Raw genomic sequence first — 25,519 nt, forward strand, 5'->3', positions numbered from 1 at the left:
TGACTTCATCGGGGTAAAAAAGCCATTGGATTAACTGCTTTTTTACCTAGTGGATGAATTTCAAAGTGTAGGTGGGGACCAGTACTGAAACCAGTATTACCCATCTCGGAAATCTGCTGCCCTTGGTATACTGTTTGACCTTTATGAACGAGCAATCGCTTGTTGTGGGCATAGCGAGTGACCGTACCATCTGTGTGTTGAATATCAACCATATTGCCGTAGCCGCCAGAGTTCCAGCCTGACTTGATGACGACTCCAGCCGCAGCCGCAAAAATAGGTGTCCCCACCGGAGCAGCAATGTCAATTCCCCGATGCATCCTCCCCCAACGATAGCCATACCCGGAAGAAAGTTTCCCTCTAGCAGGCCACATGAAGCCCTTTTTGGAAATTATCGGTTTGGGTAAATAGGTATCTGCTGAATCTAAAGGTGGTAATGCTGGCGATACGTTTCGTTGCTGAATTGATTGGAGCGAATCTGTTGCATCTCTACCAATCGGTGCTGTTGCCAAGCTATCATCACTTTCATCTTCAGTTGGTTGCACTGAACGCTGCGGCTGTTTTGGTGCTTCTACTTGTAAAGTCTTGCTTGCTTGTTTGGAATTGAAGTTTCGCTCTGTTTTAAGTTCGATAGATGCAATCTGACGTAGCTTCCGCAACAAGCGATCGCCACTCGTCTTAGCAGCAGGTTGTTCTGCTGGTGTTGCTTGACTCAGCAATGGCTGGGTGCGATATCTCTGCTGTAATTTCTCGATATCACTACGTAAATTTTGGACGTAGCGATCGCTCAACTGTGCTTGTTCTGCTTTTGCTGATTGCTGCCGCTGAATTTCTGCTATCCCTTGAGGATTGGCTTCCACAACCGAATCATCTTCAGAAATGTTGCCACCCATACCAGCATTAGTATTGTTTTCCAGGGCTGCTGTTATTGGCTGCTGGCTCTCACTTCCCTTTGATGGCGAAATTGGCACGATCAGCTGTTGGGCGATCTGAATGCGGTTGGGATCGGCTAATTTGTTGGCGGTAATGAGAGTTGTCAGTGGTAGTCCGTGTTGTTGCGCGATCGCACTCAGCGTGTCTCCGGCTTTTACCTTGTAGCTAAGTGCCTGTAAGGGGACTAGTACCATTGGGCGATCGACCGCTATTTTTGGCAGACTTGCTGCTGTGTGCGTTTGTGCCAAAGACATGCGAGCTTCAGGCATTGCCTCCAGTACGTAAGGCATTGCCTCCCCACTTGCATTACCATGTATTGACTGTGGAGTTTGTAACTGAGGATGGAATGCTAGTAGAGATACTGCGGGTTGCAGCCCAGGATCGCTTGCTAGCGATGCCCCCATTTGTTCCTGGCTCGATGTCCCTGCCGATGCTTGCCACTCCTCAAACCCCAACTCCGCCGAACTATCTTCTTCCAAGCGATTCAATTTCTGTCTCAAGCGATCGATCGACCATCTTTGTCTGGCGATCGCTGCTTCTCGCTCGTCTAGTTGAGATACTAACGCTGCTGTTGATACGGTAATTTTACTTGCCTTGAGCTGGCGAATCAGGCGATTGACTCGCAAAGCTTGTAAAACTTTGGCTGTTTTCTCTGTTGGTTGCTTGGCTACAGGCTCAAATAACTGTGTCGCGTTAGTATGGCTTTGAGTGAATGCTAAAGGCACGGTTGCCGCGATTCCTGTTGGCACACCAATGCTGCCAATGGTTAAGCTCGCTCTAGTTGCTATCGGCATTTGACTGAGCGAAGGCTGATTTACGGCTATGGCTGGAGCGCTATTACTGATTTGGGTCAATAGCAGATTGGACGCTCCGGCTGAGAAAATAATGCCGATCGTGGCGGCTGAAGTCCGCACTTGCCGCTTGGCTTTAGAGGCTCGATCTGCTCGATCTTTTGCCCACGTTTGTTTCAACAATGACCTCCTGTCTGGAATAGCGCTTAACTACCTCTGTTCATTTGCTCTGGCGATCGCAATTGCGATACTACTACACGATGGTTTTGAGTGCGATCGAATCCAGTTTTTCATGCTGAGATAAATATGCTGAGGCAAGCTTACTAGGCATTTTTGATTTAAACAAGCTTACAGCCTATTGGCAAAAAAAATTAACGTTGTCTCCAGTCTGCTCAATATACTACAGTTGGGCGATTTCTACTTAAGGAGTAAGAACTGCCCAGAATATAGGCATTTTTTGTTTTGGCATATTTATTTTTTCTTTTACTGCTATTTAACATTTCTTTAGAAAAAGATTACGCCAATGTATTGAGTCATATTACTTATGTTCTCTATTACACATAGTCAATTTAAGTCAATTCCTGTAAGCCAACAAGTGTTGCATTTTACCAAAGCTGCGAGCTACACAGCCAAGGCTTAACTCTGAGTACAAAGACTCAAATCCTCAATTTATCTTCCTATGGGAGCTGTCAATCTTCTATAACAAGACAGATGAATGATGAAGAAAATGTATCATCGAAGAAGAGATTTTAGTCAAAAAATCTATAAAAATTTCTTATATCTATCTCAAGACTGAAAAGCTGATGATGAGAATTTATTAAAAATAGCTGTAAAAAAAAATACCTTTATTTAACTTAGAGTCAAAAAAATCAGAGAATATACGTAAGTCAGTTGTTAGTTATCAGTTATCAGTGGTAGTTGGTAGTTGGTAATTGGTGGTGCGTGGTGCGTGGTGCGTGGTGCGTGGTGCGTGAAGAAGGGGTGTAGGGTGTAGGTTGTAGTGGATTGTTGACTGGTTCCTGGTCACTGGTCACTGGTCACTGGTCCCTGGTCACTGGTCACTGGTCACTGCTCCCTATACCCTCAAATAGCCTAATTGCCGACGGGCTTCAAACAGACCAACGGCGACGCTGACAGAAAGGTTTAGACTGCGAACGCCAGTTTGAGCCATAGGAATGTAAACTCTGGCGTGACAAGCAGAAAGGACGGCTGGAGGTAATCCAGTTGTTTCGCTACCGAATAGCAACCAATCGTCAGCCTGAAATTGGTATTCGATGTAGTTCGATTCACCTTTAACGCTAAAGCCAACCCAGCGTCCCCCGCGCTCTAGATAATAGTTTTTGAAGCTGTCTAGAGATTCGTGGTAATGCAAGTTGACATATTGCCAGTAGTCTAAGCCAGCTCGTTTCAAATAGCGATCGCTAATTTCAAAACCCAACGGTGCAACCAAATGTAATTCTGTCCCTGTCGCCGCACAGGTACGGGCAATGTTTCCAGTATTGGGAGGAATTTGCGGGTGAACCAAAACGAGTTGAGGCATTTAAAAAGTCAAAAGTCGAAAGTCAAAAGTCAAAACGTTGAATTGAGATGCTGTCCTTTCGATAGCACGATTTGGCTTCAGATTCATAAATATATAGTTTTTTTAAATAAATGTAAATCGAAAACAAATGATTAAAAATTCTTAACATTTATTTGTCACTTGTCACTCCTGCATGAATCAAAAAATCATGGATGTCATTCTGTTGGCGAAGCCTTCCCGAAGGGTACGCAACGCAGTGTAGTGAAGAATCTCCCAGATGTTTCGCTTCGCGTGTGGATGACAATTCAAGTATTCACGCAGGAGGTCTATTGGTAGAACAAATGACGAGTGACAAATAACTGATGAGTAATGCCCTACACCATTGCCGACGAACAGAGCTTATCTTCCAGTTCTAACTCGCGATCGCTCATTGCTTGGATAGATTGCATGATAATGCTTCTTGGCTCAAAGCCGTATGCATGAAGTTTCAACCACTGCTGAGCGGTGTTCCCCTCGCGCAGAATTTTTTGTACGGGAGAAAGAAAACAATTGAAGCCGTTTTGCTTGGCGATCGCCCAGACTTCTTGATAAACTTCTTCAATCCAGTCTCTCGCTAAGATTTTTCTGCCGTCTTGCCAATGAGTTAGCTGAGCGTCGAGGCTAGAACGGGCGACTGCGCTTTCGTTAGCAGCAGTAATTGTCAACAAATCTTCAGCGCGGGTTGTTGCTGGTAGGGTACTCATTTCTAGCGGATCGAGTTGTGGATCTGCTATGAGTTGGCACAGCCGCGCTTCCAGTAAGGCAGTAATACTTAATAAAGCAATCGGATCGGTGACGAGATCGCAGATTCTTAATTCTAAACGGTTGAGGTCGTAAGGGCGGCGATCGCCATTCGGTCTTACCGATGCCCAAAGATGGCGCACGCTCTGCATTGTCCCTGCGGCTAACTGTTCCTCAACCCAACGAATATGATGAGCGTGGCTTTCAAACAGGGGGACGTGTGCGGGAGTTTGAGGAAAAACTGCCCAACGGGTGGAGTGATAACCAGTAGGTTCGCCGTCAATAAAAGGAGAGGAGGCGCTGAGGGCGAGGTACAGAGGTGCTTCGACGCGGATCAGACGACACGCCCGTAAAAGTACTTCTGGATCTTCAATCCCAACATTAATATGAACGCTAGCAGTAACAACTGTAGTACCGTAGGTCTTTTCAATATATTCATGGTATGGGTTATTCGGGTCGGAACGGTAGAAGCGATCGCTCCCCCCCAAAGATAAAGTACTACCAGGAATAAACGTGTAGTTGCCCAATCGCTGGAGATATTCCCGTATTTTGCGCCGAGGGCGCAGTAGTTCGCACAACTGGCTTTCGTATTGAGTTGAGGGAGACGTTATATACTCTACGTTACGGCTATCTGGCTCTTTGGCAAAATTCCCCTCTAAATTTGCCACGATTTTGTCTGAAAGACCGACGACATCTCCTGACGGTGTCCCCGTGTACATTTCAATTTCAAAGCCTTTTGATAGCAGCACTTGATTCTCCTCGGCTTGCAGTGAGTAATTCTTCCACTAACTCAGTGTATCTAGCAGCGGCAAAACTTTGCATCTACCCGAAAGTTCAATACCTGCGTTAGTTTGACATGACAAAGTTTCTATCCGTAGTTAGGTACACTTATATCTTTATTTCATCTTTCATCCCAGAAGGTAATGCCAGAAGGCAGCAGAGAAAACCCCCCTGGAATCGTTAGATGGCGGTTTAGCCTTGCTGTTGCCGTCGATTTAACTACCTCGCATCGACTCCTCTATAAAGAATCATATCGCTTTTCAGGAAATGAGCTGCGGATCGCTGTCAGCAGTTGATAAATAGCGCGAATAAATGAGGCTTGTCTGCCATTACTCCCGCTTTGCTTGCAAAAACTCTAGTTTGCGAGTATTCGTTAGCTCGTTGAAGAAACTTATGCGAAAAACGAAACGATTTCGATGGATACGCTATGCATTAATTGTAATTATGGTTTGCGGACTTGCTATTCTACCTCAAACGGTTCTATCTCAAGAAAGACAAATTTTTACAGTTAATAGCATCTTAGATGAACCAGACGGGAATATAGGTGATGGGAACTGTATTTCCAATCCTTCCCGCCTCTGTACGTTACGCGCCGCAGTACAAGAAGGTCAGGCAGTCAACCGTGCTGTCACCGTACCAGCAGGTTTGTACGAACTGAGTCAGGGACACTTAGATATCACCAAAAACTTAACCCTGACTGGTGCGGGTTCTGGAAAAACAAAAATAGATGGCATGTTGAAAAGTCGCGTGTTCGATATCGCTGACACTGGCTTTGCCTACATTGGTAAAGTCACAGTACAGTGGGGTAATGCAACCCCTGGCTTTGCTAGTCACTCCCACGGTGGGGGTATTCACAACCACGGGACGCTGATTTTAGTTGATAGTACAGTCAGAGCAAGTTCTATTAACTGGAGGTATGGTAACGTTTGGGGTGGCGGTGGACTTACTAATGCAAGTACGGGCAAAGCAACACTCGTGAACGTAACGATCGTGGGGAACTCTACATCTGGTGCAGGTGGGGGAATTGAAAACCTCGGCACGATGGATGTGTACAATAGCACGATCGCTAACAATCAGTCTTTCCGCTCGGCAACAAGTGGTGGTGGAATTGCCAATACTGGTACGATTCAGTTAAAGAATACGCTGGTAGCAAATAACTATGAGGGTGATAATTGCGACGGCACGATTGTCGATCTTGGTGGCAACCTATCAAGCGATGCAACCTGTGGCTTTCCTACCAGCCGAAGTAACGTTGAGATCGTACTAGGCGGACGTGACGATCATGATATGTTGCCAATCTACGCTGAGAGTCCGGCAATCGATCGCGGGATCGACGACCAATGCCAGAGTACCGATCAACGTGGTATGACTCGACCCCTAGACGGAAACAGAGATGGTGTTGCTACTTGCGATGTGGGTGCATACGAGTATCTCGCACCTCTATCAGAGGGAGTTGACACAATTACTAATTAATAGCCGTTTCAATTGGATGAAATACCTATGATGTAGGGGCGCACAGCTGTGCGCCCCTACTAATATTATGTACACAATCGAGAATTGCTATCAATAGATTGGGAATTTTGAATTAAACCCAAAATCCAAACCTACAATTTATCTTCTAGAGCGTCTGCGGAGGCGATCGATTGTGACGGCAACAATAATGACTAAACCCTTGACAACTAACTGCCAGAAGAATGACATATTCAACAAAGTTAGTCCGTTATTGAGGGTGGCAATGATTAACGCACCAAGCAGAGTTCCCCAGATAGTGCCAATCCCACCAGAGAAGCTGGTTCCGCCCAAAATTACAGCCGCGATCGCATCGAGTTCGTATCCATTCCCTAGCATTCCTGTAGCACTGTAAAGACGGCTGGCGCTCATAATTCCCGCTAAGCCGGAGAGCAAGCCACTGACACCGTAAACAAATAAAAGTACTCGCTTGACCTTAATTCCCGTTAGCCTTGCTGCCTGTTGATTGCCACCCACTGCATAGATCTGCATTCCCAAAATAGTGCGGCGGAGAATAAACCAGCTAGCTACCACTGTAAGCAACGCAATTACCACTAACCAAGGAACTGGTCCTAAGTAATTAATCCCGATCCAAGCAAAGTTGAGGTCGCGGTTGATCACGGTTGTACCGCTAGCAATTAAATAAGCAGCCCCTCGCAAAGCCGTGAGCGCACCTAGAGTGACAATGAAAGGTGGCAGGTCAAGAAAGGCAATTAAAGCACCGTTAATTAAGCCCAAACCCAAGCCTGCGAGTAAAGCAACGGGAACCGCCAGCCAGCCGACCCCTGGTATGAGTGATGTCAGTACGCCAACTACAGCTGTTACTCCCAGGATAGAACCAACCGAAAGATCGATTCCGCCCGTAAGAATTACAAACGTCATCCCTGTTGCTAGCACGATGTTGATCGATGCTTGCCGGAATATATTGACTATGTTGCCTGTGGTAAGAAAGTTAGGCGTGAGTAAGGCGAAGAGAATGCAAATCAGCGCCAGAATCGGGAGAATTCCTACTATCTGAAGCAGGTTACTTGCAGATTTACGCCTACCTCCCTTGGGGCGATCGCTCGATCTGCCTCGCATTGGTTTTGATTGGATTTGACTCATAATTTTTCTCCCTCAATTGCTCCGGTGGCGTAAGTCATAATCTTTTCTTGCGTAATTTTCTCGCCGTTGGTACTGTTTAGTTCGCCAACTAAACGCCCTTCTCGCATCACCAAAACGCGATCGCTCATCCCGATAATTTCAGGTAGTTCGCTCGAAACCATTAGAATTGCAACTCCTTGGGCTGCTAAGTCGCTAATGATGCGATAAATTTCGCTTTTTGCGCCAATATCTACACCCCTTGTGGGTTCGTCTAACATCAAAACTTTAGGCTTAATTGCCAACCATCTTGCTAGCAGCAGTTTCTGTTGGTTGCCACCAGACAAATCTAAGGCTCTAATGCCTAGTTCTGCTAGCCGAATATTAAAGTTATCGACTGCGGCTGAGGCAATTTGGTTAATTCGTAATGGGCTGATCGTGCCTACTTTCGCTTCCCGTTTGAGCAGGTTAATTGCAATATTCTTGCGGCAGCTCATTTCGAGAAATAAGCCCTGTTCTTTGCGGTCTTCTGGCACGTAACCAATACCAGCGGCGATCGCATCGCTGGGTTGATTGATGTTGAGATGTTTACCATCTAAAATCACTTCACCACTTGTCTTGGGGTCAGCACCGAAGATTAACCGACATAATTCCGTACGTCCTGCACCTACCAGTCCTGCCAAGCCGACAATTTCTCCTGCGTGTAGTGTTAAACTTGCAGGCTGAATTTTGCCACCATCGCTAATGTTTTTTACCTCTAGTACGACTGAACCGATGGTTTTTCCGGGCTGTTTTTCAAACAAATCTTGCAAAGGTCTGCCTACCATCATTTGTACCAGGCGCTCGCTAGAGATCTCCTGGCGTTCTAAACTGCCTACGTACTCGCCATCTCGCAAAACGCTAATGCGATCGGCAAGCGCGTAAATTTCTTCCATGCGATGACTGATGTAGATAATGGCGATGCCGTTGTCTCGCAGCTTGCGAATTAACTCAAATAGTTGTTCTGTCTCGCGGTCTGAAAGCGCTGCGGTTGGCTCATCCATAATTAGGATGCGGCTATTGTCCTTGAGCGCCCGCGCAATCTCGACTTGTTGCTGTTCGGCAATCGAGAGGCGAGACACCGTGTCTTCTGGCTGAAAACTCGCTCCCAGACTGTTGAGGACTGCTGCTGCTTCCTGATTCATGCGATCGCGATCGAGGAAATATCCCTTAGTTAACTCGCTACCCATGAAAATGTTTTCAGCTACAGTCAAGTTGGGGGCGAGATTCAGTTCTTGATAAATCAGGGCAATTCCGGCTTGCCTAGCAGCACTAGGATCGGAAATTTTTACTGGGTCGCCGTTAATGCGAATTTCGCCTGCATCTGTTTCGTATGCCCCAGCCAGAATTTTCATCAACGTACTTTTACCCGCGCCATTCTCGCCCATCAGAGCGTGAATTTCACCTGGATAAACAGTCAAATTGACATTCTCTAAGGCAGTTACACCGTGAAATTTCTTGGTGATGCCTCGCATTTCTAACCGAGGGATGGGAGGGGATGTTGTTGTTGTCATAAAAATTGCGAGAGTCGGGAGTTTTAGGGGCAGGTTTTTTGAGGATAGCTGTCAAACAACAGAGAGTTCTGCCATCAAACCCGTCCTTACAGAAGTCAAGAGAAGTTAAAAATAATTCCGAATTCCGAATTCCGAATTCCGAATTCTTACTGCCAGCCTTTATAGTCTTTGACGTTTTCTCTGGTAATTAGCCTGACAGGAATCAAAATGTCGGGATTCTTCGGCTTCTTGCCATTGAGAATGTCGTTACCAACTCGAACGGCTGTTTGTGTCATGCCCAGTGGATCTTGAGCAGCAGTCGCAACAAAAATACTATTGGGGTCTTCAATTGCTTGTTTTGCTTCCGGTGCGCCGTCTACGCCGACAATGAAAAACTCGTTGCGTCTGGCTTGCTTGGCTGCGAGTTCTGCACCAACTCCGCTCGGATCGTTGATCGCAAATACGGCATCAATTTTGTTAAATGATGTCAGCAAGTCGCTCATGACCCTTAAACCACCATCTCTGCTACCTTCGGCGTTTTGGTCTTTAGAAAGTATTTTGATGTTGGGGTACTGAGCAAAGACTTGTTCGCAACCTTTGACGCGATCGAATACAGATTGTACTGGCGGACCATTCACAATTACAACATTGCCTTTCCCTTTGAGGCGATCGGCAATATACTGACAGCTAATCTGCCCTGCTTGCAGATTATTAGAGGTGACGGTAGCATCTACGCCACCACCCGCACCTGTATCGACTGCGATTACGGTAATGCCTGCTTGTTTGGCTTTTTCCACAGCAGCTGCAATGCCCTCACTATCGCCAGCATTTAGCAGGATTAAGTCCGTGTTAGCGGCAATAAAGTTTTCGATTTGATTGAATTGCAAGTTGAGGTCGTAACCGCTAGAAACAACAGCAGTTCGTACCCCTTCTCCAGCAATTTTCTTAGCCTCAGATTCCGCACCTCGTCCCATCAAGACAAAGAAGGGATTGCTGAGATCGCCTACAGTAATTGCAAGCGAGCGCAGTTTTGAGTTTGGATTGATTTGTGCTGTAGAGTTATTTTGGCTATCTGGCGAGCAAGCGACAATGGCACTGCCGATCGCGCCGAATAGACCAATGGCGATCGCGGCTTTTTTCCCTTTCATTTTTTCAACCAGCTTTTAAAAATAGTCAGACCGAATCTACAGTGCGAGATGCGATCGAGATTTCAGGCAATTTTTTTAGTATGCAGAATTATTATTTTGATTTTTTTATTAAACGTTATACATCTATCTTAAAGCTTAGATATTGAAATGGATTGAATGCGCGATCGCCCTGAAATTTGTTGAGACTCGTATGTATAAGTACCGTTTGATATCAAAATTTGCTTCAAATTATTCAAACTAGAAACAAAATTTAAATTAAAAATTGTAAATATTGAATTGACCTAATGTCTATTTATCAGAACATCTGAATGCAAGAATGCTTAAAGAGAAAAATCTATTTTATCACGGCTTGATTTGCTATATCTCTGAGTAGAGAAAAGAATTTGAAAAGGAGTGCGATCGCAGAAATAATTAATGCGAATGGAGGATTTATCATCAAATCCTATATATCAGCAATTTCTCTCGCTCAAAAAGCTAGAAGCGATTTGCGATCGCCAATTACTCATCAATTATTTCTCGTACTGCTCGTAAGCCGCAACAATTCTTTGCACTAAAGGATTGCGAACGACATCTTTTTGAGAAAACTCGCAAAAAGCAATTCCTTCGAGATGTTGCAAAATCTTCAACGCTACTGTTAACCCTGATTGTTGTTGCAAAGGTAAGTCAGTCTGAGTCATGTCCCCAGTCACAACCATGCGCGAACGGAATCCCAACCGCGTTAACACCATTTTCATCTGGGCTGGTGTCGTGTTCTGCGCCTCATCTACAATCACAAAAGCATTATTCAGCGTGCGACCCCGCATATATGCTAGAGGAGCTACTTCAATGACTCCCCGTTCCATTAGGTTAGCCATTTTTTCTTGGTCGATAAACTCATACAATGCGTCGTAGAGGGGACGGAGAAACGGATCGACTTTTTGTTGCAAATCCCCTGGTAAAAAGCCCAGTTTTTCCCCAGCTTCCACGGCTGGACGAGTTAAAATTAACCGTTCGTACTGATTTGCTAACAAAGCTTGGGCAGCAATTACCACTGCTAAATAAGTCTTACCAGTACCAGCAGGACCAGAGCAAAATGTCAAGTCATGGGTACGAATGTACTGAATATACTGACGCTGGCGAAAAGTTTTTGCCCTGACTTCATCGCCGCGACGGGTACGAGCGAGAACGTCTCGCTGTAATTCTTGCAGTTCGCCTTGGCGATGGGTATCTAATGCTTGACGCGCCGTCAGGATATCTGCATTTGAAATACTCTTACCCTGACTCCAAAGATCTTCGAGCGATCGCACTAACTGCTGGCTTAGCTCAATTTGTTTTTCCGTGCCGTAAATATATAACTCTTGCCCGCGCAACACAACTGTAGCACCTGTGAGTCGCGCCAGGGTTTTCAAATTTTCTTCATTTTCTCCGGCTAAAGCGATCGCGCCAGCTTGAGTTGGTAGCGCGATCGTTAAAGGCTCTGCCATACCAGTTTTCTATTTGTCATTGGTCGTACCCTATGGGAAGGGCTTCGCCCTACGCCATCATTCATTTGTCCTTTCTAGCTTACTAGCTACAAACGAGCGGGAACCATCAACCAACGACTAATGAGAACGAGGTTTTTGCACGGGTTTGGGACTCTCACCTCGCTGTTCCCTCAATTTTGGCGCAGATGAACGATCTGATGAACGTCCGGTTTCTTCCCCACTCGTCGCACCATTAAAAGCTTGGCTACCGTAAATATCCAGATATACTGAATGCCCTGACATAGCAGCAGCAGCAGCAATAACCGTGCGAATATTTTGAATATTGCGTCCGCCGCGACCAAAAACTCGCCCCTTGTCTTCACCTTCAAAGGCGACTCTAAGCCAAACCTTTGCCGTACTAGGGAAGAACTCACAATCCACGCTTAGCGAGTTGGGAGACTCCAAAAACGGCTGAATCAAAAATTGCGCTAGTTTAGCGTAATCTGGTTGTCGATCTGAACTTATAGTGCGATCGCCCTTATGAGTTGGTTGATTGGCTGGCTGCGGTATTGAGCTGTTCAAAGACATTAGCTTTTTGTAAAATGTGACGCACGGTATCAGTAGGTTGAGCACCTTGTTGGAGCCGCCTTACGATTCCTGGCACATCTAGCTTAGTTTCGTCAGTTCTGGGGTTGTAGAATCCCAGCTCTTCCAAAGCACGACCTTCGCGCCGAGCGCTGCTTTTTATCGCCACAATGCGGTAACTTGCTTCCCGCTTTTTACCGTATCGCTTCAATCGCAGTTTGATCATACTGGGGTTAACTTCTCCTGTAGGCGGCTAATAGATTGTATTCACTGAATAGATCATCATATCACAGTTGACAGTGACTAGTGACTGGTGACTAGATTCTTCAAGCCACTAGCCACCAGCCACTAACCACTCACAAAGTCCCAAACCCCTTTTTCTTCTTCTCTTTCTTCTTTTTCTTAGCGGGTGCGCCGCCAGCGTAGCCCCGCCAACCAGGGGGAGTAGGACGACTACCAGCAGCATAGGGATCGCCCATACCGCCGCCACCACCGAATAGATTGGGCATACCTGGGAAGCCGCCGCCTTGACCCATCTGCTGCATCATGGCTCGCATTCTCTGGAAGTCGCTCACCAGTTTGCTCACGTCGCTTTCTTTATAACCAGAACCTCTGGCAATCCGGCGGCGACGGCTGGGGGAACTAGATAATAGATCGGGGTCTTTACGTTCCTGCTTGGTCATGGAATTGATCATCGCTTCGCAGCGTTTGAGCTGGGTTTCACCCTGCTTCAGCTGGTCGTCCGACATCTTATTCATGCCAGGAATTAGCTTCATGATGCCACCCAAAGAACCCATGTTCTTCAGCAGCCGCATCTGCTTCAGAAAGTCGGTGAAGTCAAATTTTGCCGAGAGAATTTTCTCTTGCATTTTCTCAGCATCGGCAAGATCAAATTCTTCTTGGGCTTTTTCTACGAGCGTCAGCACGTCGCCCATACCTAAAATGCGCGATGCCATGCGATCGGGGTAAAAGGGTTGTAGTGCTTCTACTTTTTCCCCGACACCGACGAACTTAATCGGCTGTCCCGAGATTCGTCGAACTGAAAGCGCTGCTCCACCTCGGCTGTCACCGTCCAGCTTGGTGAGAATTGCCCCAGTAATACCGACTTGTTCGTGGAAAGTGCGGGTGAGATTGGCTGCTTCTTGACCCGTCATCGCATCCACTACCAACAGCGTTTCGTGGGGTTGCACGGCTTCTTTAACACGAATCAACTCCGCCATCATGTCTTGGTCAATTTGCAGGCGACCAGCGGTATCGATAATAACTGTATCTACCCCTTGTGCTTTGGCTTGTTCGACACCTTCTCGCGCAATCTCTACGGGGTCGGCATTGCTACCCATTTCAAACACGGGTACGTCAATTTGCTTACCCAGAGTCACCAACTGATCGATCGCGGCGGGACGATATACGTCTGTCGCTACCATCAAGCAACTGAGGTCTTGCTTGCGTAGATGTAATGCTAATTTAGCCGTAGCGGTGGTTTTTCCCGTCCCCTGTAAACCTGCCATCAAAACAATGGTAGGGGCTGCGTCTGCCTGTGCGAGGGGAACGTTGGTTTCCCCCATCACTTCTACCAGTTCGTCATAAACAACTTTGATGAATTGCTGGTCGGGTCTAACCCCAGAAAGTACCTCGGCTCCTTGTGCCTTAGTTTCCACGTCAGCAATAAAATCTTTGACTACCTGCAAATTGACATCCGCCTCCAATAAGGCGCGGCGTACCTCCCGCAATGCCTCTTGAATATTGGCATGGGAAATCTTATCTTGTCCCCGCAGCTTTTTCCAGGCAGATTCTAGGCGATCGGCAAGTGCATCAAACATATTTCATCAAGTAAAACGGCGATCGGATTTTGGGAAAGCAAATTTTATCCACTATTCCCATTATGAGGGATAAGGATGAACGGTTGACAGTTGATGGTTGATGGTTGGTAGTTGATAGTTGGTAGTTGCTCCGCAACTCTCTTCTCCCCCTGAGATGGGCGACTCTCCCTCAGCTCAAGAGCAGCTCTTTTCTTCCCCTCACTCCTCGCTCCTCACTCCTCGCTTTTCTGAGAACTATGTTAAGAAATATTAAAAATAGTCATTTTGTATTTTTGGATACAGAATTACCTGCTATAGTAAAAAAGTGAAAGTAAACAGAAAAATATAAAGAGGAATAAATTATGTCTACTCAAGAACAAGCTCGGGCGTTGATGATGCGTCACCACCACGTAGTCAAAAACCGTCAGCAATCGATGTTGAACCGTGCAGCAGCTGAAATTGGTTTTGAAGGTACGACAGAATATTGGAATCATATTCAAGGCAAACCCCACCCCACCTTCTCGGCTAACTACGATCGCAGTGGTTCTTCTATGAGCTAGATGGCGATTTTTGTGTGAAGAAAGTTTGCTAAATTTGTTAAATAACATAAAGCTCCCCTCAAAATTGCATGGCGATCGCAGTTTTGAGGGGAGCTAAAATTTTGCAGTTGAGTACAGATACCGGGAATAACTATACAGAGAATTGCTAAGTCAAGATTGAGTAGTGAACCCGCTACCGATACTAAATATTCTAGTGACGAACAACGTTCTGCTTCTCCGAAGTGCTAAAGTCACTATAATAGCAATTCTCGATTGCGTGCGTGACATTTGTAGGGGCGCTTTCTCTGTGCGCCCATACAGAGCGTGTGTTTTACCCAATCGAAAAACCGCTATAAAATTACTTCCCACGATAGATGATAGAGTTTTCGTGATTAACATATTTTAACAATTGCCTGCAAAAAAATAGTTGGTTGGCATGTTATCTCGCTGAAAAACGACAGGAGCCAAAAGCAAAACCAACTCGTGCATAGATGCGCTCGCAATTTGAAAAATATAGAACTCACTAAACCTTATGGAAACACTTCCCACGGTTAAAGCGACTCCTGCTCAACACGAACTGACCGATCCAAAAGTAGAAATAGATACTTTAATTACAGCACCCCAACAAGAAACAGAGATCGATCTAGAGTTTCTTTACACCAGAGATATCGAATTTCGTCAAGAAACAATTTACTTTGTGGTAGTCGATCGCTTTTATGATGGCGATCCAAACAATAGCGAAGGTCCTAACCCAGAACTATACGATCCCAATGCTCAAGAATGGGGGAAGTATTGGGGTGGTGACTTACAAGGAATTATCGATAAACTCGATTATCTTAAAGGCATGGGAGTGACAGCAATTTGGCTGACTCCTTTATTCGAGCAAATTGAAGATTTATTTATCGAAAGTGCGGCAATTCACGGCTACTGGACGAAAGACTTCAAACGCTTGAACCCGCGATTTATCGGTCAAGATGAAGATCCATCCCTGAACAAAACTCAAGAAACTAGAAATACCACCTTCGATCGCTTGATTGACGAACTACACAAGCGAAAGATGAAGTTAATTCTCGATATTGTCTGCAACCATAGTAGCCCTGACATTAGCGGAGTCAAGGGAGAATTGTATGACGATGGCGTAAAAATTGCCGACTTTAACGATGATAAAGATCATTGGTATCATCATTACGGTGAAGTATCCAATTGGGAAGATGAATGGCAAGTACAGAACTGCGAACTTTCCGGTTTAGCCACATTTAACGAGAACAACAACGACTATCGTAATTACATCAAATTGGCAATTAAGCAGTGGCTAGATCGAGGCGTGGATGCTTTGCGGGTAGATACAGTCAAGCATATGCCAATTTGGTTTTGGCAAGAGTTTATCGCCGATATTCAAGCCCATAGACCAGATGTGTTTGTCTTTGGTGAATGGATTTTCAGCCATCCACTCGACGATCTCTCGGTAGAATTTGCTAACTGTTCGGGTATGTCCATGCTCGATTTTGGTCTATGCGTAGCAATTCGAGGCGCTTTGGCACAAGGCGCTGAGGGTGGATTTCAACTAATCCAAGATGTTTTCGATCTCGATTACCGCTATAACGGGGCAACAGAGTTAGTCACGTTTATCGATAACCATGATATGCCGCGTTTTCAGTCGCTTAATGCCGACCCGGAAATGCTACGAGTGGCGATCGCCCTAATCATGACATCTCGTGGTATCCCTTGCATCTACTACGGTACGGAACAGTATCTTCACGACGATACAAATGGCGGAAACGATCCCTACAACCGACCGATGATGACGAGTTGGGACAACGACACTGAAATCTATCGTTATATTCGCTTGCTTTCTGGCTTGCGGCGACTCAACCCAGCCGTATCAGTTGGCAGCCATCAGCAGCGATATATTACCCCAGATGTCTACTGCTATGTCAGAAGATATGGTGAGTGTACCTGCTTTGTTGCCATGACTCGGGGTGAAACCGTCACGATTGATACAGTCATGACAGACTTACCAGATGGCGAGCATACTTGCGTGTTAACGCGGCGCAAATTTACAGTGGAGAACGGCGAGATCCGCAATTTAGAACTGGGACGAAGAGATGTCATCGTTCTCAGTCATATTGGGGAAAGGGCAAAAGCTAAAACTTTAGTTAGAGTGCAATTAAATGGGGTCAACACTCAACTCGGTGAAAGAATTGTGGTGATGGGCGATTGTCCAGAACTAGGAAACTGGGATATTGGCAAAGCTTACCCCCTAGAGTACATTAATGCCAATACTTGGTTTGCGGAAATTCCCTTCGAGGAGAGTGCTGGTAAGTTAATTACTTACAAATATGCCATGTTGCGGGAAGGGCGATCGCCATTACGAGAAAATATCGTGGCTCGACGTTGGGTTGTTGCTAGCGAAGGGACGGTTAAGTGGCGAGATCTCTGGGCATCTGGGAGAGAATCGTAGAAAAGTCAAAAGTCAAAAGTCAAAAGTCAAAATAGTTAATAAGCTTCGCGATCGAACTCAAGTAATGGGATAGTGGTGGATTGCTTCTTGCCTATTACCCATTACCCATTACCCATTACCCATTACCAACGATCGACAATCCCTTCCTAGTTCAGGAAATTGCGAAGACTAAAGTTCGGTTTTACGCCTGTCGCTAGTGCCAAAATCTCGATACTCTCTTATTGAGTAGCAAAAGTAGAACTATCTAGAAAAGCGGAACGGAACGGAGAGTTGCTAGCTGTGAGAGGGGGCGATCGCTGGTGCAAATGTGGACTTTACCAACTATAAGGGAAATTATTACCAAGAGCAGAGCGGATGAGATTGGCTACTACACTCCAGAGTTGGAAACAGAAGTCATTCGCCATACCAGGGCTGCATCTAAACGGCTCAAAGTCGTGAAAGAGTGGAGTGGGGCGATCGCCGCACTCGAACAGCTATTGTTAGATAGTCTTGGTTCCCCGTCAAACTCTTTAGGATTTAAAGGCGATCGAGGCATCGTTTTAGCTGGTCCAGCACCAATTTTGAGTCAAAAAGAGTTGCTGGCTAACTTTCAAACTGGAGTGTTTACCGCAGAGTGGCTGAAGTTATCTGGAGGAAGACCGTTTCAACTCCCGCCAGCTGCAACCAAGTCTGATGTAGCCAAGTCTCAAGCAAAATCCGATCCTTTACCTGTAGCAGTAGAAATCGATCCCCCTGGCAGTACGACTATACCCTTGCTACCGGGAGATCCGCTAGCAAAGGAACAGTTTTGCTTAGTTTTGACAGATAGTTTTAGCTTGGTGATGGTTGCTGGGGTAGATGGCAATAACGACCCAGTATTTATGTTTGCATTTGAACCGGAGATAGTTGCGCAGGCATGGCAGACGCTGCGGGCGCGAGTGGCTCTCACTAGCCCCCGATATCTACTATTGCAACTCGATGCGATCGCCCATAAATATGCTCCCGTTGCCCCAGATTACCGGATCGTGGCTCAATTTAGCCGCCTGTTACTAAAGTATTTGCCAGAACCAGAGGAAGGACAAGGGGACAATGCAAAAGTCAAAAGTCAAAAATCAAAAGTCAAGAACAACGATAATCTTCTTGACTTTCAACTCCCGACTCCCGACTCCCGACTCCCAACTCCCCATTCCCGTCCCGATTTAGAACTCCTGCAAGCATTTGCTCACGAAGTTCGCACGCCTTTGACGACAATTCGCACGCTGATTCGCCTGTTATTGAAGCGACGAGACTTGTCTAGCGATGTGCAAAAACGCTTAGAGGCGATCGAACACGAATGTCGAGAACAAATCGATCGCATGGAGTTGATGTTTCAAGCGGCGGAACTAGAAACATCTGCTTCAGATAGCAACAATAATAATTATTTGATTGCCACATCTTTAGAACAGTTGTTGCAGCAAAGTATTCCCCGCTGGCAACACAGTGCGAAACGCCGCAACATGACTTTAGATGTGATTGTGCCGCAGCAAATGCCAACGGTGATCAGCCATCCTAGTATGCTCGATCGGGTACTGACAGGATTAATCGAGAATTTTACTCGCAGCCTACCCGCTGGTAGTCAAATTCAGGTGCAAGTCATTCCTGCTGGCGATCAACTCAAGCTACAGTTGTTTTCGCAACTTCCAGGAGAAGACGACGAAGCGACACAAAGTTTTTCTGTCACGTCGATTGGCAAATCTCTCGGTCAGTTACTCACTTTTCAACCCGAAACAGGCTGTATTAGTCTCAATCTCAATGCTACTAAGCACCTATTTCAATCGATTGGTGGCAAATTGATCGTGCGTCAGAAACCACAACAAGGAGAAGTATTGACAGTGTTTCTCCCCCTATTTGGGAGTGGGGAGTCGTAGGGGCGGGTTTTTTTTGAGGATACCTGTCATCACACAAATGATTCTGCGGTTAAACCCGCCCGTATATATGAATCGAAGGTAATGAGTTGAAGGTAGGTATCGATCGCCAATTACACCGATCGCTTATCGATTGCTTAGCGATCGCTGGTTACTGGTATTTTTACCGACTTACTTTTATTCTTATTCTCGCGGCGATGCTGCCACATGACAACGCCAGTGATGAATAGAACTAAGGGTGCAAATCCTACTAAAACGTAGAGAAAGCGCGATGGTAAACCCCAAAATGTACCGACGTGCAGATCGAAAAATGAGTTAATAATGCGATCGCCTAACGATTTTGGCTGTCGCGAATCTTCAACTTGAAGAACTTTTCCGTTGTAGCGATCGATGTGTGCTACACCATAAGTTGACCAGCTTTCGCCATACAAGCCGTAGATTGAAATCGCTCCTGTTTCGGATCCAGGCAAATCTACAGAATTTAGCTGCATTCCTGGTAATGCGGCTTTAGCTTGCTCGACGGCTTGAGTAAGGGTTATAGGTGCTTGTCCCGATATTGGCTTAGAAGTAACGGGATCGTCATTTGGAATTGGGCTAAATGTCACCGTCCGAATCGCCGGATAGGTAAAATCTGAAAAGTTCCAACCGAAGCCTGTAATGGCAGTTAATGAGAGAAAAACCGCTGTTGTAATTCCAACAACTTTGTGTAAATCAAAGTTTCGTCGCTTAATATGCGCCTTCCATTTGATTTTAAATCCGGTTGAAAGTTTGCGCCAACCAGACCACAAGAAAGTGCCTGTAACTGCGGCAATTAGCAGAAACAAAGCTACAGTTCCTGTTAAAATTACTCCAGGCTGTTCGACAAACAAACGATAGTGTAGGTTGAGCAAAAAGCGATAGTAGCTGAATCTTTCCAAGCGATCGCCCATAACTTTTTCTGTATAGGGATTGACGAACACTTGATGAGCGCCATCGAGATAAATATCTGGATTTGCATTCGGTTCTTCCATCACAACATGGAAGGGGTGGCGATCGCTTTTTGGGATGGAAACGCTTACAGCTTTCCATTGCGGATGAGCCGCTTGAGCAATTTCCAGGGTGCGATCGATTGATATTGGTTGTCCTTGGGGAATAACTACCCCAAATTGTTGAGACACGATCCAATCGTCAATATCTGAGTGAAAGACAAGCAAGCTGCCTGTAATGCCAATCAGAATTAGGATTAACCCGACAGCTAAGCCGATATAACGGTGAATTGAAAATATAAGATTACGCAGTCGTTTTGCACGCATATAGCTATAGATAATTTCAAAAATGACAGATTGCGATCGCACACAAAGCCTCACTCCGCCTGCGGTTCTCTTCTCCTTGGCAAAGCGAGGGGTTAGGGGAGTCAAAATTCTACCGCCACAGTTCCCAAAACTGTAAAAGGCGCACCTGGGTAAATCAAGGCGGTATTCTGAGATGATTCGTAGTATTTAGTATCAAATAAATTCTTGAAATTCAGCCCCACTCTCCAGTTATCGCGCTTGTAGAAAATACTGGCATCGGCACGCACGTAGGAGGGAAGTACGAGTTCGTTAGGTAATTCGGCTTCGCGATCGCCTACATAAAATACTCCCACACCAAAACCTAATCCTTGTAAATTGCCATGTTGAATTTCATAAGTCGTCCATAAACTAGCTCCTTCTGCTGGAGCATTTGTGAGTACGTCATCAACAGGAAGATTGTTATCTTCAGTCACAAAAGCATCATTGATAAAAGCAGAGGCAACTAGATTCCATCCAGGTAGAATTTCTCCTCCCAGATCGAATTCAATGCCGCGACTTTTTACTTCTCCTACTCCAATTGAGAAATCTGGGTTGTCGGGATCGGGTGTCAGAATATTGGTTTTCGTAATTTCATAAGCTGCTAGAGTTGCTGAGAGATTTCCTAATTCGGCTTTAACTCCGGCTTCATATTGCGTGCCGCGAGTTGGTTCGATTAACTCTCCACTGGCTGTTATAGTATTGTTGGGGACAAAGGAACGGCTATAACTGGCATAGAGAGAAATGGGTTCAATCGGTTGATAAACTAATCCCACTCGCGGGGAAAACGCATCGTCCTCAAAATCGTTAGACCTGTCAATTCGTTCTTCTCCTACAGTTTGTTCGTAACCCCTAGATTCAAAACTTGTAAAATCAAATCTGCCTCCTATTAGTAGTTTTAAATTAGGCAACAATGCGATTTGGTCTTGTAGATATAGCCCTACAGCGTTAGACGTAAAATCGTCTTTAAAAGAGTAATCTGAAGGTGGAATTGGTTCGCCATACACGGGGTCGAAGACATTAATGTTAGCTCCACTAGCCTCAAAGTTTTCATAGCCGTTATTGCGTTGAGATAGCTCTAGCCCCAGTAGTAGTTGATGCTGCACTGACCCAGTGTTGAATTTAGCCACCAAATCGGTTTGCCAAGAATAAACATCGTCATATTCAGAGCCATCTATTACACAAAATCGAGATACTTCCTGAGTTTCTGGATCGTACTCAGACACTCGACAAGCTACATCTTCCCCTTCCGAAAAAGAAGCTCCAAAAGCAGTGCGAAGACTAATATTGTCGTCAAAGCGATGGTCAAAGCTGAGGATGAGATTATTGGTAGTCTCATCAATGCGATCGCCTGGTTCTCCTAAATATCGACTAATGGGAAGCTCAAATGTAACTGGATCTATTGGCAGCCCATCATTGTACGTGCGATCGGAATATAAATATTCATACTCTAAAGTCAGAGTAGTTGCATCGCCAATTTTATAGCTAATTACAGGTGCGATCGAGAGAATTTCTCCATCAACAAAATCAATAAAACTCCCAAAGTTTTGGTAAGAGGCATTCAAGCGATATAATAGTTTTCCATCAGCAGTCAATGATCCAGAAAAGTCAATAGATGGCTCGTAAAAGTCATAGCTTCCAGCGGTAAACTCAGCTGCATAATAGGGGTCGCTGAGAGGCTTTTTGGTAACAAAATTTATAATTCCCCCTGGCTCTACTTGACCGTACAATACTGAAGCTGGACCCTTCAAAACTTCCACTCGCTCGATGCCACTAGGGGCAATTGTCGGCGCTTCAATACGGAATCCATTTCTCAGGGTTCTAGAATCGCTAAATCCTCGAATATTGTAGGTATACGAAAAGCCATAATCTACTCGTGGAGTCACACCTGAAACGTTTCGCAGGGCATCTGAAATTTCTGTTACTTGCTGGTCTTCAATTACCTGGCGAGGAATGACTTGAATCGATTGGGGAATGTCCCGTAAAGGTGTATCCGTTTTGGTAGCAGTTGATGCATCTGGTGCGTTATATCCTTCTACTTCTTGCTCTCCAGTCACTACGATTTCAAGTTCTTCCCCTGGTGCTGACTGGGCTGGTTTAGTTGAGGTTGGTTCTTGTGTAACATCTTCTGATTCTGGTGGTGTTACCTCTGGTTTCGGCTGGCTTTCTGGCGCTGGCGGTGTTTGAGCTGTAGGAATTGTAGGTACAGTTAAACTAAGAACCAAGGTGCGATTCCTTGTGACTACTTCCCCTGTTGGTATTGATGTTCCCGTCACCGTGACGCGGATACTGTTAGCAGCAAGTTGACTAACGGTGACAGAAGTAATACCTGCAACTGGATTAGTCTGACGAAAAGACTTAGACTTACCTTCGGGTAGACGCAGTTGGGCGTTGATAATATTTGCTACCCAAGTCTGTTTGTAACCATAGGTCAAAACTTGGGGTGAGGTTCCATCAGCGGTTTCTAGAATCATTTCCAAGCCGTTTGGCGTTGGATTCAGCTTGATACCTATTACTTGCACCGCATTTGACTTACCCGCCGCATCAGGCTGTGGCTGAGCCGCGACTTGAGCACTTGTATAAAAACTTTTATTATTCTTCTTGAGATTAGCTTGCATCTGCTCGGACATCGGTGCTGCTAAATCTAGCTTAGTTTCCGCGTCAGTTTTAGCGATCGCTGGCTGAGTGACTAACAAAACAGCAAGCAGCCAAGAAGCTTTCAAGCCTAAAATCCCATATCGCCCAGGTTGTAACACTTACTATACTCCTCACAGCAATCTTGACACAAATCACTATCAAAAAAGATTTGCAAATAAGCCAGTGAGTAGTCTACGTAATTACCGAAGCTCAAGTCTATGCCATAGAAGATAAATTTCGATCCATAGCAGAAAAGTTACAACTCAGTAACAATCTTTTTGCCAGCACGACAAGCACCAGGAGTTATGCCAAACTTGCGCCGGAAGGCGTTAGCAAAATGACCTAAATGGGAATACCCAACTTTATTTACTACTGCTTCTACATTCAGCTTGCCATCTCGCAACAATAAATATGCTTGCTGCAAACGGTAGTCGCGCAAATAGCCAAATGCTGTTGTGCCGAAAATCTCGCGAAAACCTTGTTCCAACTTCATGTGGTTCAGTCCAACTTGTTGCGCCAAATCCATCAGCGCAGGTGGGTTGACGTGATTTTGGATTAAGATTTCCCTTGCCTGGTAAATTCGCTCTACGTCAGTTGGTTTGAAACTGTTAGCTTGTCTCCCATTGCTTTCGACGAGTTGAGTTAACTGCAAACATAGCAGTTCGAGTACCTTACTTTCTAGATACATCCGCTGCATCATGCCTTGATGAGGACAATCGAGAATTTGCCGCAAGGCAAGGTGCATTTGCGGGGTAATTTTTCCCACTGGAAGGTGAAACCGAGGCGGAGTGCCAGTTTCTAGCAGAAGTTGTAACGGGTCGGGTAAAGATTCCGAGTCTGTATTAAACGACCTAAAGAAATTTAAGTCAAAAGCAATTCTAATTAATATCTCAGCAGTTTCGGCTTTAGCTTGCTCGATTTCAGCGATCTGTGGTAGGTAGAATAAGTAATTTTCACCTGTTTTTTCAAGATAATCGTCTTTGATATATTTATCTTTAATTCCAGGCGTGATGGTTCTGAGATTTCCGGCAAGATAAAATTTTGCTGTTAGAGGTTCAGTGTCATCGTGTTCGACTCCTGTGCTTAAATCATGAAGCCAAGTCAAATCGAGAATCTGAAGGTTGTTTCCAGAAGGTAGCAGAATTTCGCGACAATTTTTTCTAACGTAGCGATCGCAATATTTCTCAATGCAATCGTACCCTTTAGTATTAAGAATCAACTCGTAATCTTGACAGCTTTCTAAATGCCGTTGTTCGTATTGTGCCTCATTTAACGTTTCCATTTTCAACCCACACTTTACTTAGATGGAGCTATGGGTAACAAGACATTGAAAATAGAACCTTCACCGACTTTACTTTTAACCGAAATGGAACCACCACAGCGGAGTAAAAGTTGTTGAACGATTGTTAAACCAAGTCCCGCGCCGCTTAGATCTTCGCTGGAAACAGAACGCACCCGATAAAAGCGATCGAAGATTTTGGGGATCTCGTTAGGTGAAATACCAATTCCCGTATCGCGAAATTCTAATTGCACGTATTCGCCTTGAGTACAAGCTTTAACCCACACTTGCCCGCCTGTAGGAGTAAATTTAATGCTGTTATGTAACAAATTAATAGCGATTTGCCGTAACCAATTGTTAGAGCAGAAAATAGAAGGCAAATCGGGAGAAACGGTGTAGGCAAGCATAATGCCTTTTTCTTGAGCTAGAGGTTGGTAGGTACTAACTACCCCTGGAATAATTTCACTCAGTTTCAATGGTTGTAAAACTGTTTGTTCTGCCGTTCTGTCTAATTGAACTAATTCTAATAAACCGTTAATTAAAGAATTTTGGCGATCGCACTCGCTACTCAAAATCTGCAAATAGCGCTGTTTTTGCGGTGGTTTGAGGTGAGGAGAGTTTAAAAGACTCAACGCCGTTTTCATATGTGTCAGCGGAGTGCGGAGTTCTTCGCACATCCTACCGAACGATTCATCTTTACGAGTTAAGGTATTTGTTAAAGCTTGATTTTGCCGTTTTAAAGTGCCAGTGAGTTCATCAAACGTACTCCGGCGAGTTGCATCTTGTTGCTGAACTTGTTTGGCAAATAATCGCTCTAATAGTACTGGATCGGGTGCAGACGGACAAGCAAACAGCGTCTCCCAATTTTTCATCACCTCTGGGGCGATCGCTGGCTGTTTGTGCTGTGCTAGCTTCCAACGCACGCTTTGAGCCACGACATGACCGATTCCCTTGAGTACCTCCTGTAAGACTCGTCCCTCGAACGAACAAAGGCTCAGCAAGGGTAAAAATTTCTTTTGGCGATCGTTTTCCTTGGTTTTTCCCTTTTTGCGTTTCAGTCGCGATCGATGTGCCAGCACCATACAGCAGAATTGAGGCGAATGGACGATGAGAAAATAGTCCCGCCGCAAATGGCTATTTGGTAATAATTGGACTGGAACCATTGGGAAACCAGACAATTGAGCGATCGCAGTTTCCTGTCCGTAGCAAACATAGGTTTTGTCAGAGACTCTCACCTGCTCGTGATAGCGCTGAATCGAAGCATACCAGACTTTCCCTGATGGTAACTTTAACCATAGTGTTGCTGAGATTTGCTTTTCTACCAGTAATTCCATCACCGATTCTACCAAGGAAAGCAAGGTTGCCGGACTCACCAACATTGGCGATGGTGGTTGTTCTATACTCAGAGCCAGTCGATAAAGGGAGATTTCCATTATTAGGAGTTAGGGGCTAAGGAGACAAGGGGGACAAGGAAGACAAGGAAGACAAGGGAGACAAGGAAGCAATTCTACTAGTCAC

The 25,519-nt window shown here is 45.3% G+C and carries 20 protein-coding genes; 5 read left to right on the forward strand and 15 right to left on the reverse strand.

Annotated features, from left to right (window positions below):
• Positions 1–5 precede the first annotated feature (5 nt).
• The 4 genes from CHRO_RS29540 to gshA form a co-directional block, all read right to left on the reverse strand.
• Positions 6–1,901 (reverse strand): peptidoglycan DD-metalloendopeptidase family protein, encoded by a 1,896-nt coding sequence (locus CHRO_RS29540; protein ID WP_015153907.1) that lies wholly within the window; start codon positions 1,899–1,901, stop codon positions 6–8.
• Between the two features lie 728 nt (positions 1,902–2,629).
• A complete protein-coding gene (locus CHRO_RS34270) occupies positions 2,630–2,755 on the reverse strand; it encodes a hypothetical protein (protein ID WP_281168632.1) in 126 nt (41 codons plus the stop codon).
• A 41-nt stretch (positions 2,756–2,796) separates the two neighbouring features.
• Positions 2,797–3,261 carry a tRNA (cytidine(34)-2'-O)-methyltransferase gene (locus CHRO_RS09115; RefSeq protein ID WP_015153908.1) on the reverse strand — a complete coding sequence of 155 codons (465 nt, stop codon included), beginning with the start codon at positions 3,259–3,261 and terminating at the stop codon, positions 2,797–2,799.
• 353 nt (positions 3,262–3,614) lie between these two features.
• The gene (gene gshA, locus CHRO_RS09120; RefSeq protein ID WP_015153909.1) at positions 3,615–4,769 is read right to left on the reverse strand and encodes a glutamate--cysteine ligase; all 1,155 of its coding nucleotides are present in this window, start codon (positions 4,767–4,769) and stop codon (positions 3,615–3,617) included.
• 174 nt (positions 4,770–4,943) lie between these two features.
• Here gshA and CHRO_RS31905 point away from each other — a divergent pair, with 174 nt between their 5' ends.
• Both CHRO_RS31905 and CHRO_RS09125 read left to right on the forward strand, forming a co-directional pair.
• Positions 4,944–5,096, forward strand: a complete 153-nt coding sequence (locus CHRO_RS31905) for a hypothetical protein (RefSeq protein WP_158631903.1) — start codon at positions 4,944–4,946, stop codon at positions 5,094–5,096.
• A gap of 97 nt (positions 5,097–5,193) precedes the next feature.
• Positions 5,194–6,273 carry a choice-of-anchor Q domain-containing protein gene (locus CHRO_RS09125; RefSeq protein WP_015153910.1) on the forward strand — a complete coding sequence of 360 codons (1,080 nt, stop codon included), beginning with the start codon at positions 5,194–5,196 and terminating at the stop codon, positions 6,271–6,273.
• Positions 6,274–6,411: 138 nt separating this feature from the next.
• On the opposite strand, the gene CHRO_RS09130 is transcribed toward CHRO_RS09125, so the two are convergent.
• The 7 genes from CHRO_RS09130 to ffh form a co-directional block, all read right to left on the reverse strand.
• Positions 6,412–7,413: an ABC transporter permease subunit gene (locus tag CHRO_RS09130; protein WP_015153911.1), complete on the reverse strand. Its 1,002-nt coding sequence runs from the start codon at positions 7,411–7,413 to the stop codon at positions 6,412–6,414.
• Positions 7,410–8,942 (reverse strand): sugar ABC transporter ATP-binding protein, encoded by a 1,533-nt coding sequence (locus tag CHRO_RS09135; RefSeq protein WP_015153912.1) that lies wholly within the window; start codon positions 8,940–8,942, stop codon positions 7,410–7,412. The genes CHRO_RS09130 and CHRO_RS09135 overlap by 4 nt, the downstream gene beginning before the upstream one ends.
• 146 nt (positions 8,943–9,088) lie before the next feature.
• Positions 9,089–10,069, reverse strand: a complete 981-nt coding sequence (locus CHRO_RS09140; protein WP_015153913.1) for an ABC transporter substrate-binding protein — start codon at positions 10,067–10,069, stop codon at positions 9,089–9,091.
• Between the two features lie 509 nt (positions 10,070–10,578).
• Complete coding sequence (locus CHRO_RS09145) at positions 10,579–11,532, reverse strand: PhoH family protein (RefSeq protein WP_015153914.1); 954 nt, start codon at positions 11,530–11,532, stop codon at positions 10,579–10,581.
• 117 nt (positions 11,533–11,649) lie between these two features.
• Positions 11,650–12,099: a KH domain-containing protein gene (locus CHRO_RS09150; RefSeq protein ID WP_015153915.1), complete on the reverse strand. Its 450-nt coding sequence runs from the start codon at positions 12,097–12,099 to the stop codon at positions 11,650–11,652.
• Entirely contained in the window at positions 12,050–12,322 is a 273-nt protein-coding gene (rpsP, locus tag CHRO_RS09155) for a 30S ribosomal protein S16 (protein WP_015153916.1), read from the reverse strand. The genes CHRO_RS09150 and rpsP overlap by 50 nt, the downstream gene beginning before the upstream one ends.
• Positions 12,323–12,452: 130 nt before the next feature.
• Positions 12,453–13,916, reverse strand: coding sequence for a signal recognition particle protein (ffh, locus tag CHRO_RS09160; protein ID WP_015153917.1), 1,464 nt, complete (start codon positions 13,914–13,916; stop codon positions 12,453–12,455).
• 341 nt (positions 13,917–14,257) lie between these two features.
• On the opposite strand from ffh, the gene gifA reads away from it, so the two are divergent.
• The 3 genes from gifA (at position 14,258) to CHRO_RS09175 (ending at position 18,781) form a co-directional block, all read left to right on the forward strand.
• Positions 14,258–14,455, forward strand: coding sequence for a glutamine synthetase inactivation factor IF7A (gene gifA, locus CHRO_RS09165; protein WP_015153918.1), 198 nt, complete (start codon positions 14,258–14,260; stop codon positions 14,453–14,455).
• Between the two features lie 511 nt (positions 14,456–14,966).
• Positions 14,967–16,895 carry an alpha-amylase family glycosyl hydrolase gene (locus tag CHRO_RS09170; protein ID WP_015153919.1) on the forward strand — a complete coding sequence of 643 codons (1,929 nt, stop codon included), beginning with the start codon at positions 14,967–14,969 and terminating at the stop codon, positions 16,893–16,895.
• 305 nt (positions 16,896–17,200) lie between these two features.
• Positions 17,201–18,781: a sensor histidine kinase gene (locus tag CHRO_RS09175; RefSeq protein ID WP_015153920.1), complete on the forward strand. Its 1,581-nt coding sequence runs from the start codon at positions 17,201–17,203 to the stop codon at positions 18,779–18,781.
• Positions 18,782–18,915: 134 nt separating this feature from the next.
• Here the strand turns inward: CHRO_RS09175 and CHRO_RS09180 are convergent, their stop codons facing one another.
• The 4 genes from CHRO_RS09180 to CHRO_RS09195 all read right to left on the reverse strand — a co-directional run bounded on the left by CHRO_RS09180 (position 18,916) and on the right by CHRO_RS09195 (position 25,434).
• Positions 18,916–20,175, reverse strand: coding sequence for a PepSY-associated TM helix domain-containing protein (locus tag CHRO_RS09180; protein ID WP_219336121.1), 1,260 nt, complete (start codon positions 20,173–20,175; stop codon positions 18,916–18,918).
• Positions 20,172–22,841: a TonB-dependent siderophore receptor gene (locus CHRO_RS09185; RefSeq protein ID WP_015153922.1), complete on the reverse strand. Its 2,670-nt coding sequence runs from the start codon at positions 22,839–22,841 to the stop codon at positions 20,172–20,174. The genes CHRO_RS09180 and CHRO_RS09185 overlap by 4 nt, the downstream gene beginning before the upstream one ends.
• A gap of 137 nt (positions 22,842–22,978) precedes the next feature.
• Positions 22,979–24,004, reverse strand: a complete 1,026-nt coding sequence (locus CHRO_RS09190; protein WP_015153923.1) for a helix-turn-helix transcriptional regulator — start codon at positions 24,002–24,004, stop codon at positions 22,979–22,981.
• A 14-nt stretch (positions 24,005–24,018) separates the two neighbouring features.
• Positions 24,019–25,434 carry a DICT sensory domain-containing protein gene (locus CHRO_RS09195; protein ID WP_015153924.1) on the reverse strand — a complete coding sequence of 472 codons (1,416 nt, stop codon included), beginning with the start codon at positions 25,432–25,434 and terminating at the stop codon, positions 24,019–24,021.
• Positions 25,435–25,519 lie beyond the last annotated feature (85 nt).

Origin of the sequence: Chroococcidiopsis thermalis PCC 7203, assembly GCF_000317125.1 — a bacterium.
In the GTDB taxonomy this organism is placed as follows: Bacteria; Cyanobacteriota; Cyanobacteriia; order Cyanobacteriales; family Chroococcidiopsidaceae; genus Chroococcidiopsis; species Chroococcidiopsis thermalis.

Bases quoted from the DNA above. Each gene is read 5' to 3' on its own strand.
- CHRO_RS09115 (WP_015153908.1), bottom strand. From the start codon at position 3,261: ATGCCTCAACTCGTTTTGGTTCACCCGCAAATTCCTCCCAATACTGGA.
- CHRO_RS31905 (WP_158631903.1), top strand. From the start codon at position 4,944: ATGCCAGAAGGCAGCAGAGAAAACCCCCCTGGAATCGTTAGATGGCGG.
- CHRO_RS09125 (WP_015153910.1), top strand. From the start codon at position 5,194: ATGCGAAAAACGAAACGATTTCGATGGATACGCTATGCATTAATTGTA.
- CHRO_RS09130 (WP_015153911.1), bottom strand. From the start codon at position 7,413: ATGAGTCAAATCCAATCAAAACCAATGCGAGGCAGATCGAGCGATCGC.
- CHRO_RS09135 (WP_015153912.1), bottom strand. From the start codon at position 8,942: ATGACAACAACAACATCCCCTCCCATCCCTCGGTTAGAAATGCGAGGC.
- CHRO_RS09140 (WP_015153913.1), bottom strand. From the start codon at position 10,069: ATGAAAGGGAAAAAAGCCGCGATCGCCATTGGTCTATTCGGCGCGATC.
- CHRO_RS09145 (WP_015153914.1), bottom strand. From the start codon at position 11,532: ATGGCAGAGCCTTTAACGATCGCGCTACCAACTCAAGCTGGCGCGATC.
- CHRO_RS09150 (WP_015153915.1), bottom strand. From the start codon at position 12,099: ATGTCTTTGAACAGCTCAATACCGCAGCCAGCCAATCAACCAACTCAT.
- rpsP (WP_015153916.1), bottom strand. From the start codon at position 12,322: ATGATCAAACTGCGATTGAAGCGATACGGTAAAAAGCGGGAAGCAAGT.
- ffh (WP_015153917.1), bottom strand. From the start codon at position 13,916: ATGTTTGATGCACTTGCCGATCGCCTAGAATCTGCCTGGAAAAAGCTG.
- gifA (WP_015153918.1), top strand. From the start codon at position 14,258: ATGTCTACTCAAGAACAAGCTCGGGCGTTGATGATGCGTCACCACCAC.
- CHRO_RS09170 (WP_015153919.1), top strand. From the start codon at position 14,967: ATGGAAACACTTCCCACGGTTAAAGCGACTCCTGCTCAACACGAACTG.
- CHRO_RS09175 (WP_015153920.1), top strand. From the start codon at position 17,201: ATGTGGACTTTACCAACTATAAGGGAAATTATTACCAAGAGCAGAGCG.
- CHRO_RS09190 (WP_015153923.1), bottom strand. From the start codon at position 24,004: ATGGAAACGTTAAATGAGGCACAATACGAACAACGGCATTTAGAAAGC.
- CHRO_RS09195 (WP_015153924.1), bottom strand. From the start codon at position 25,434: ATGGAAATCTCCCTTTATCGACTGGCTCTGAGTATAGAACAACCACCA.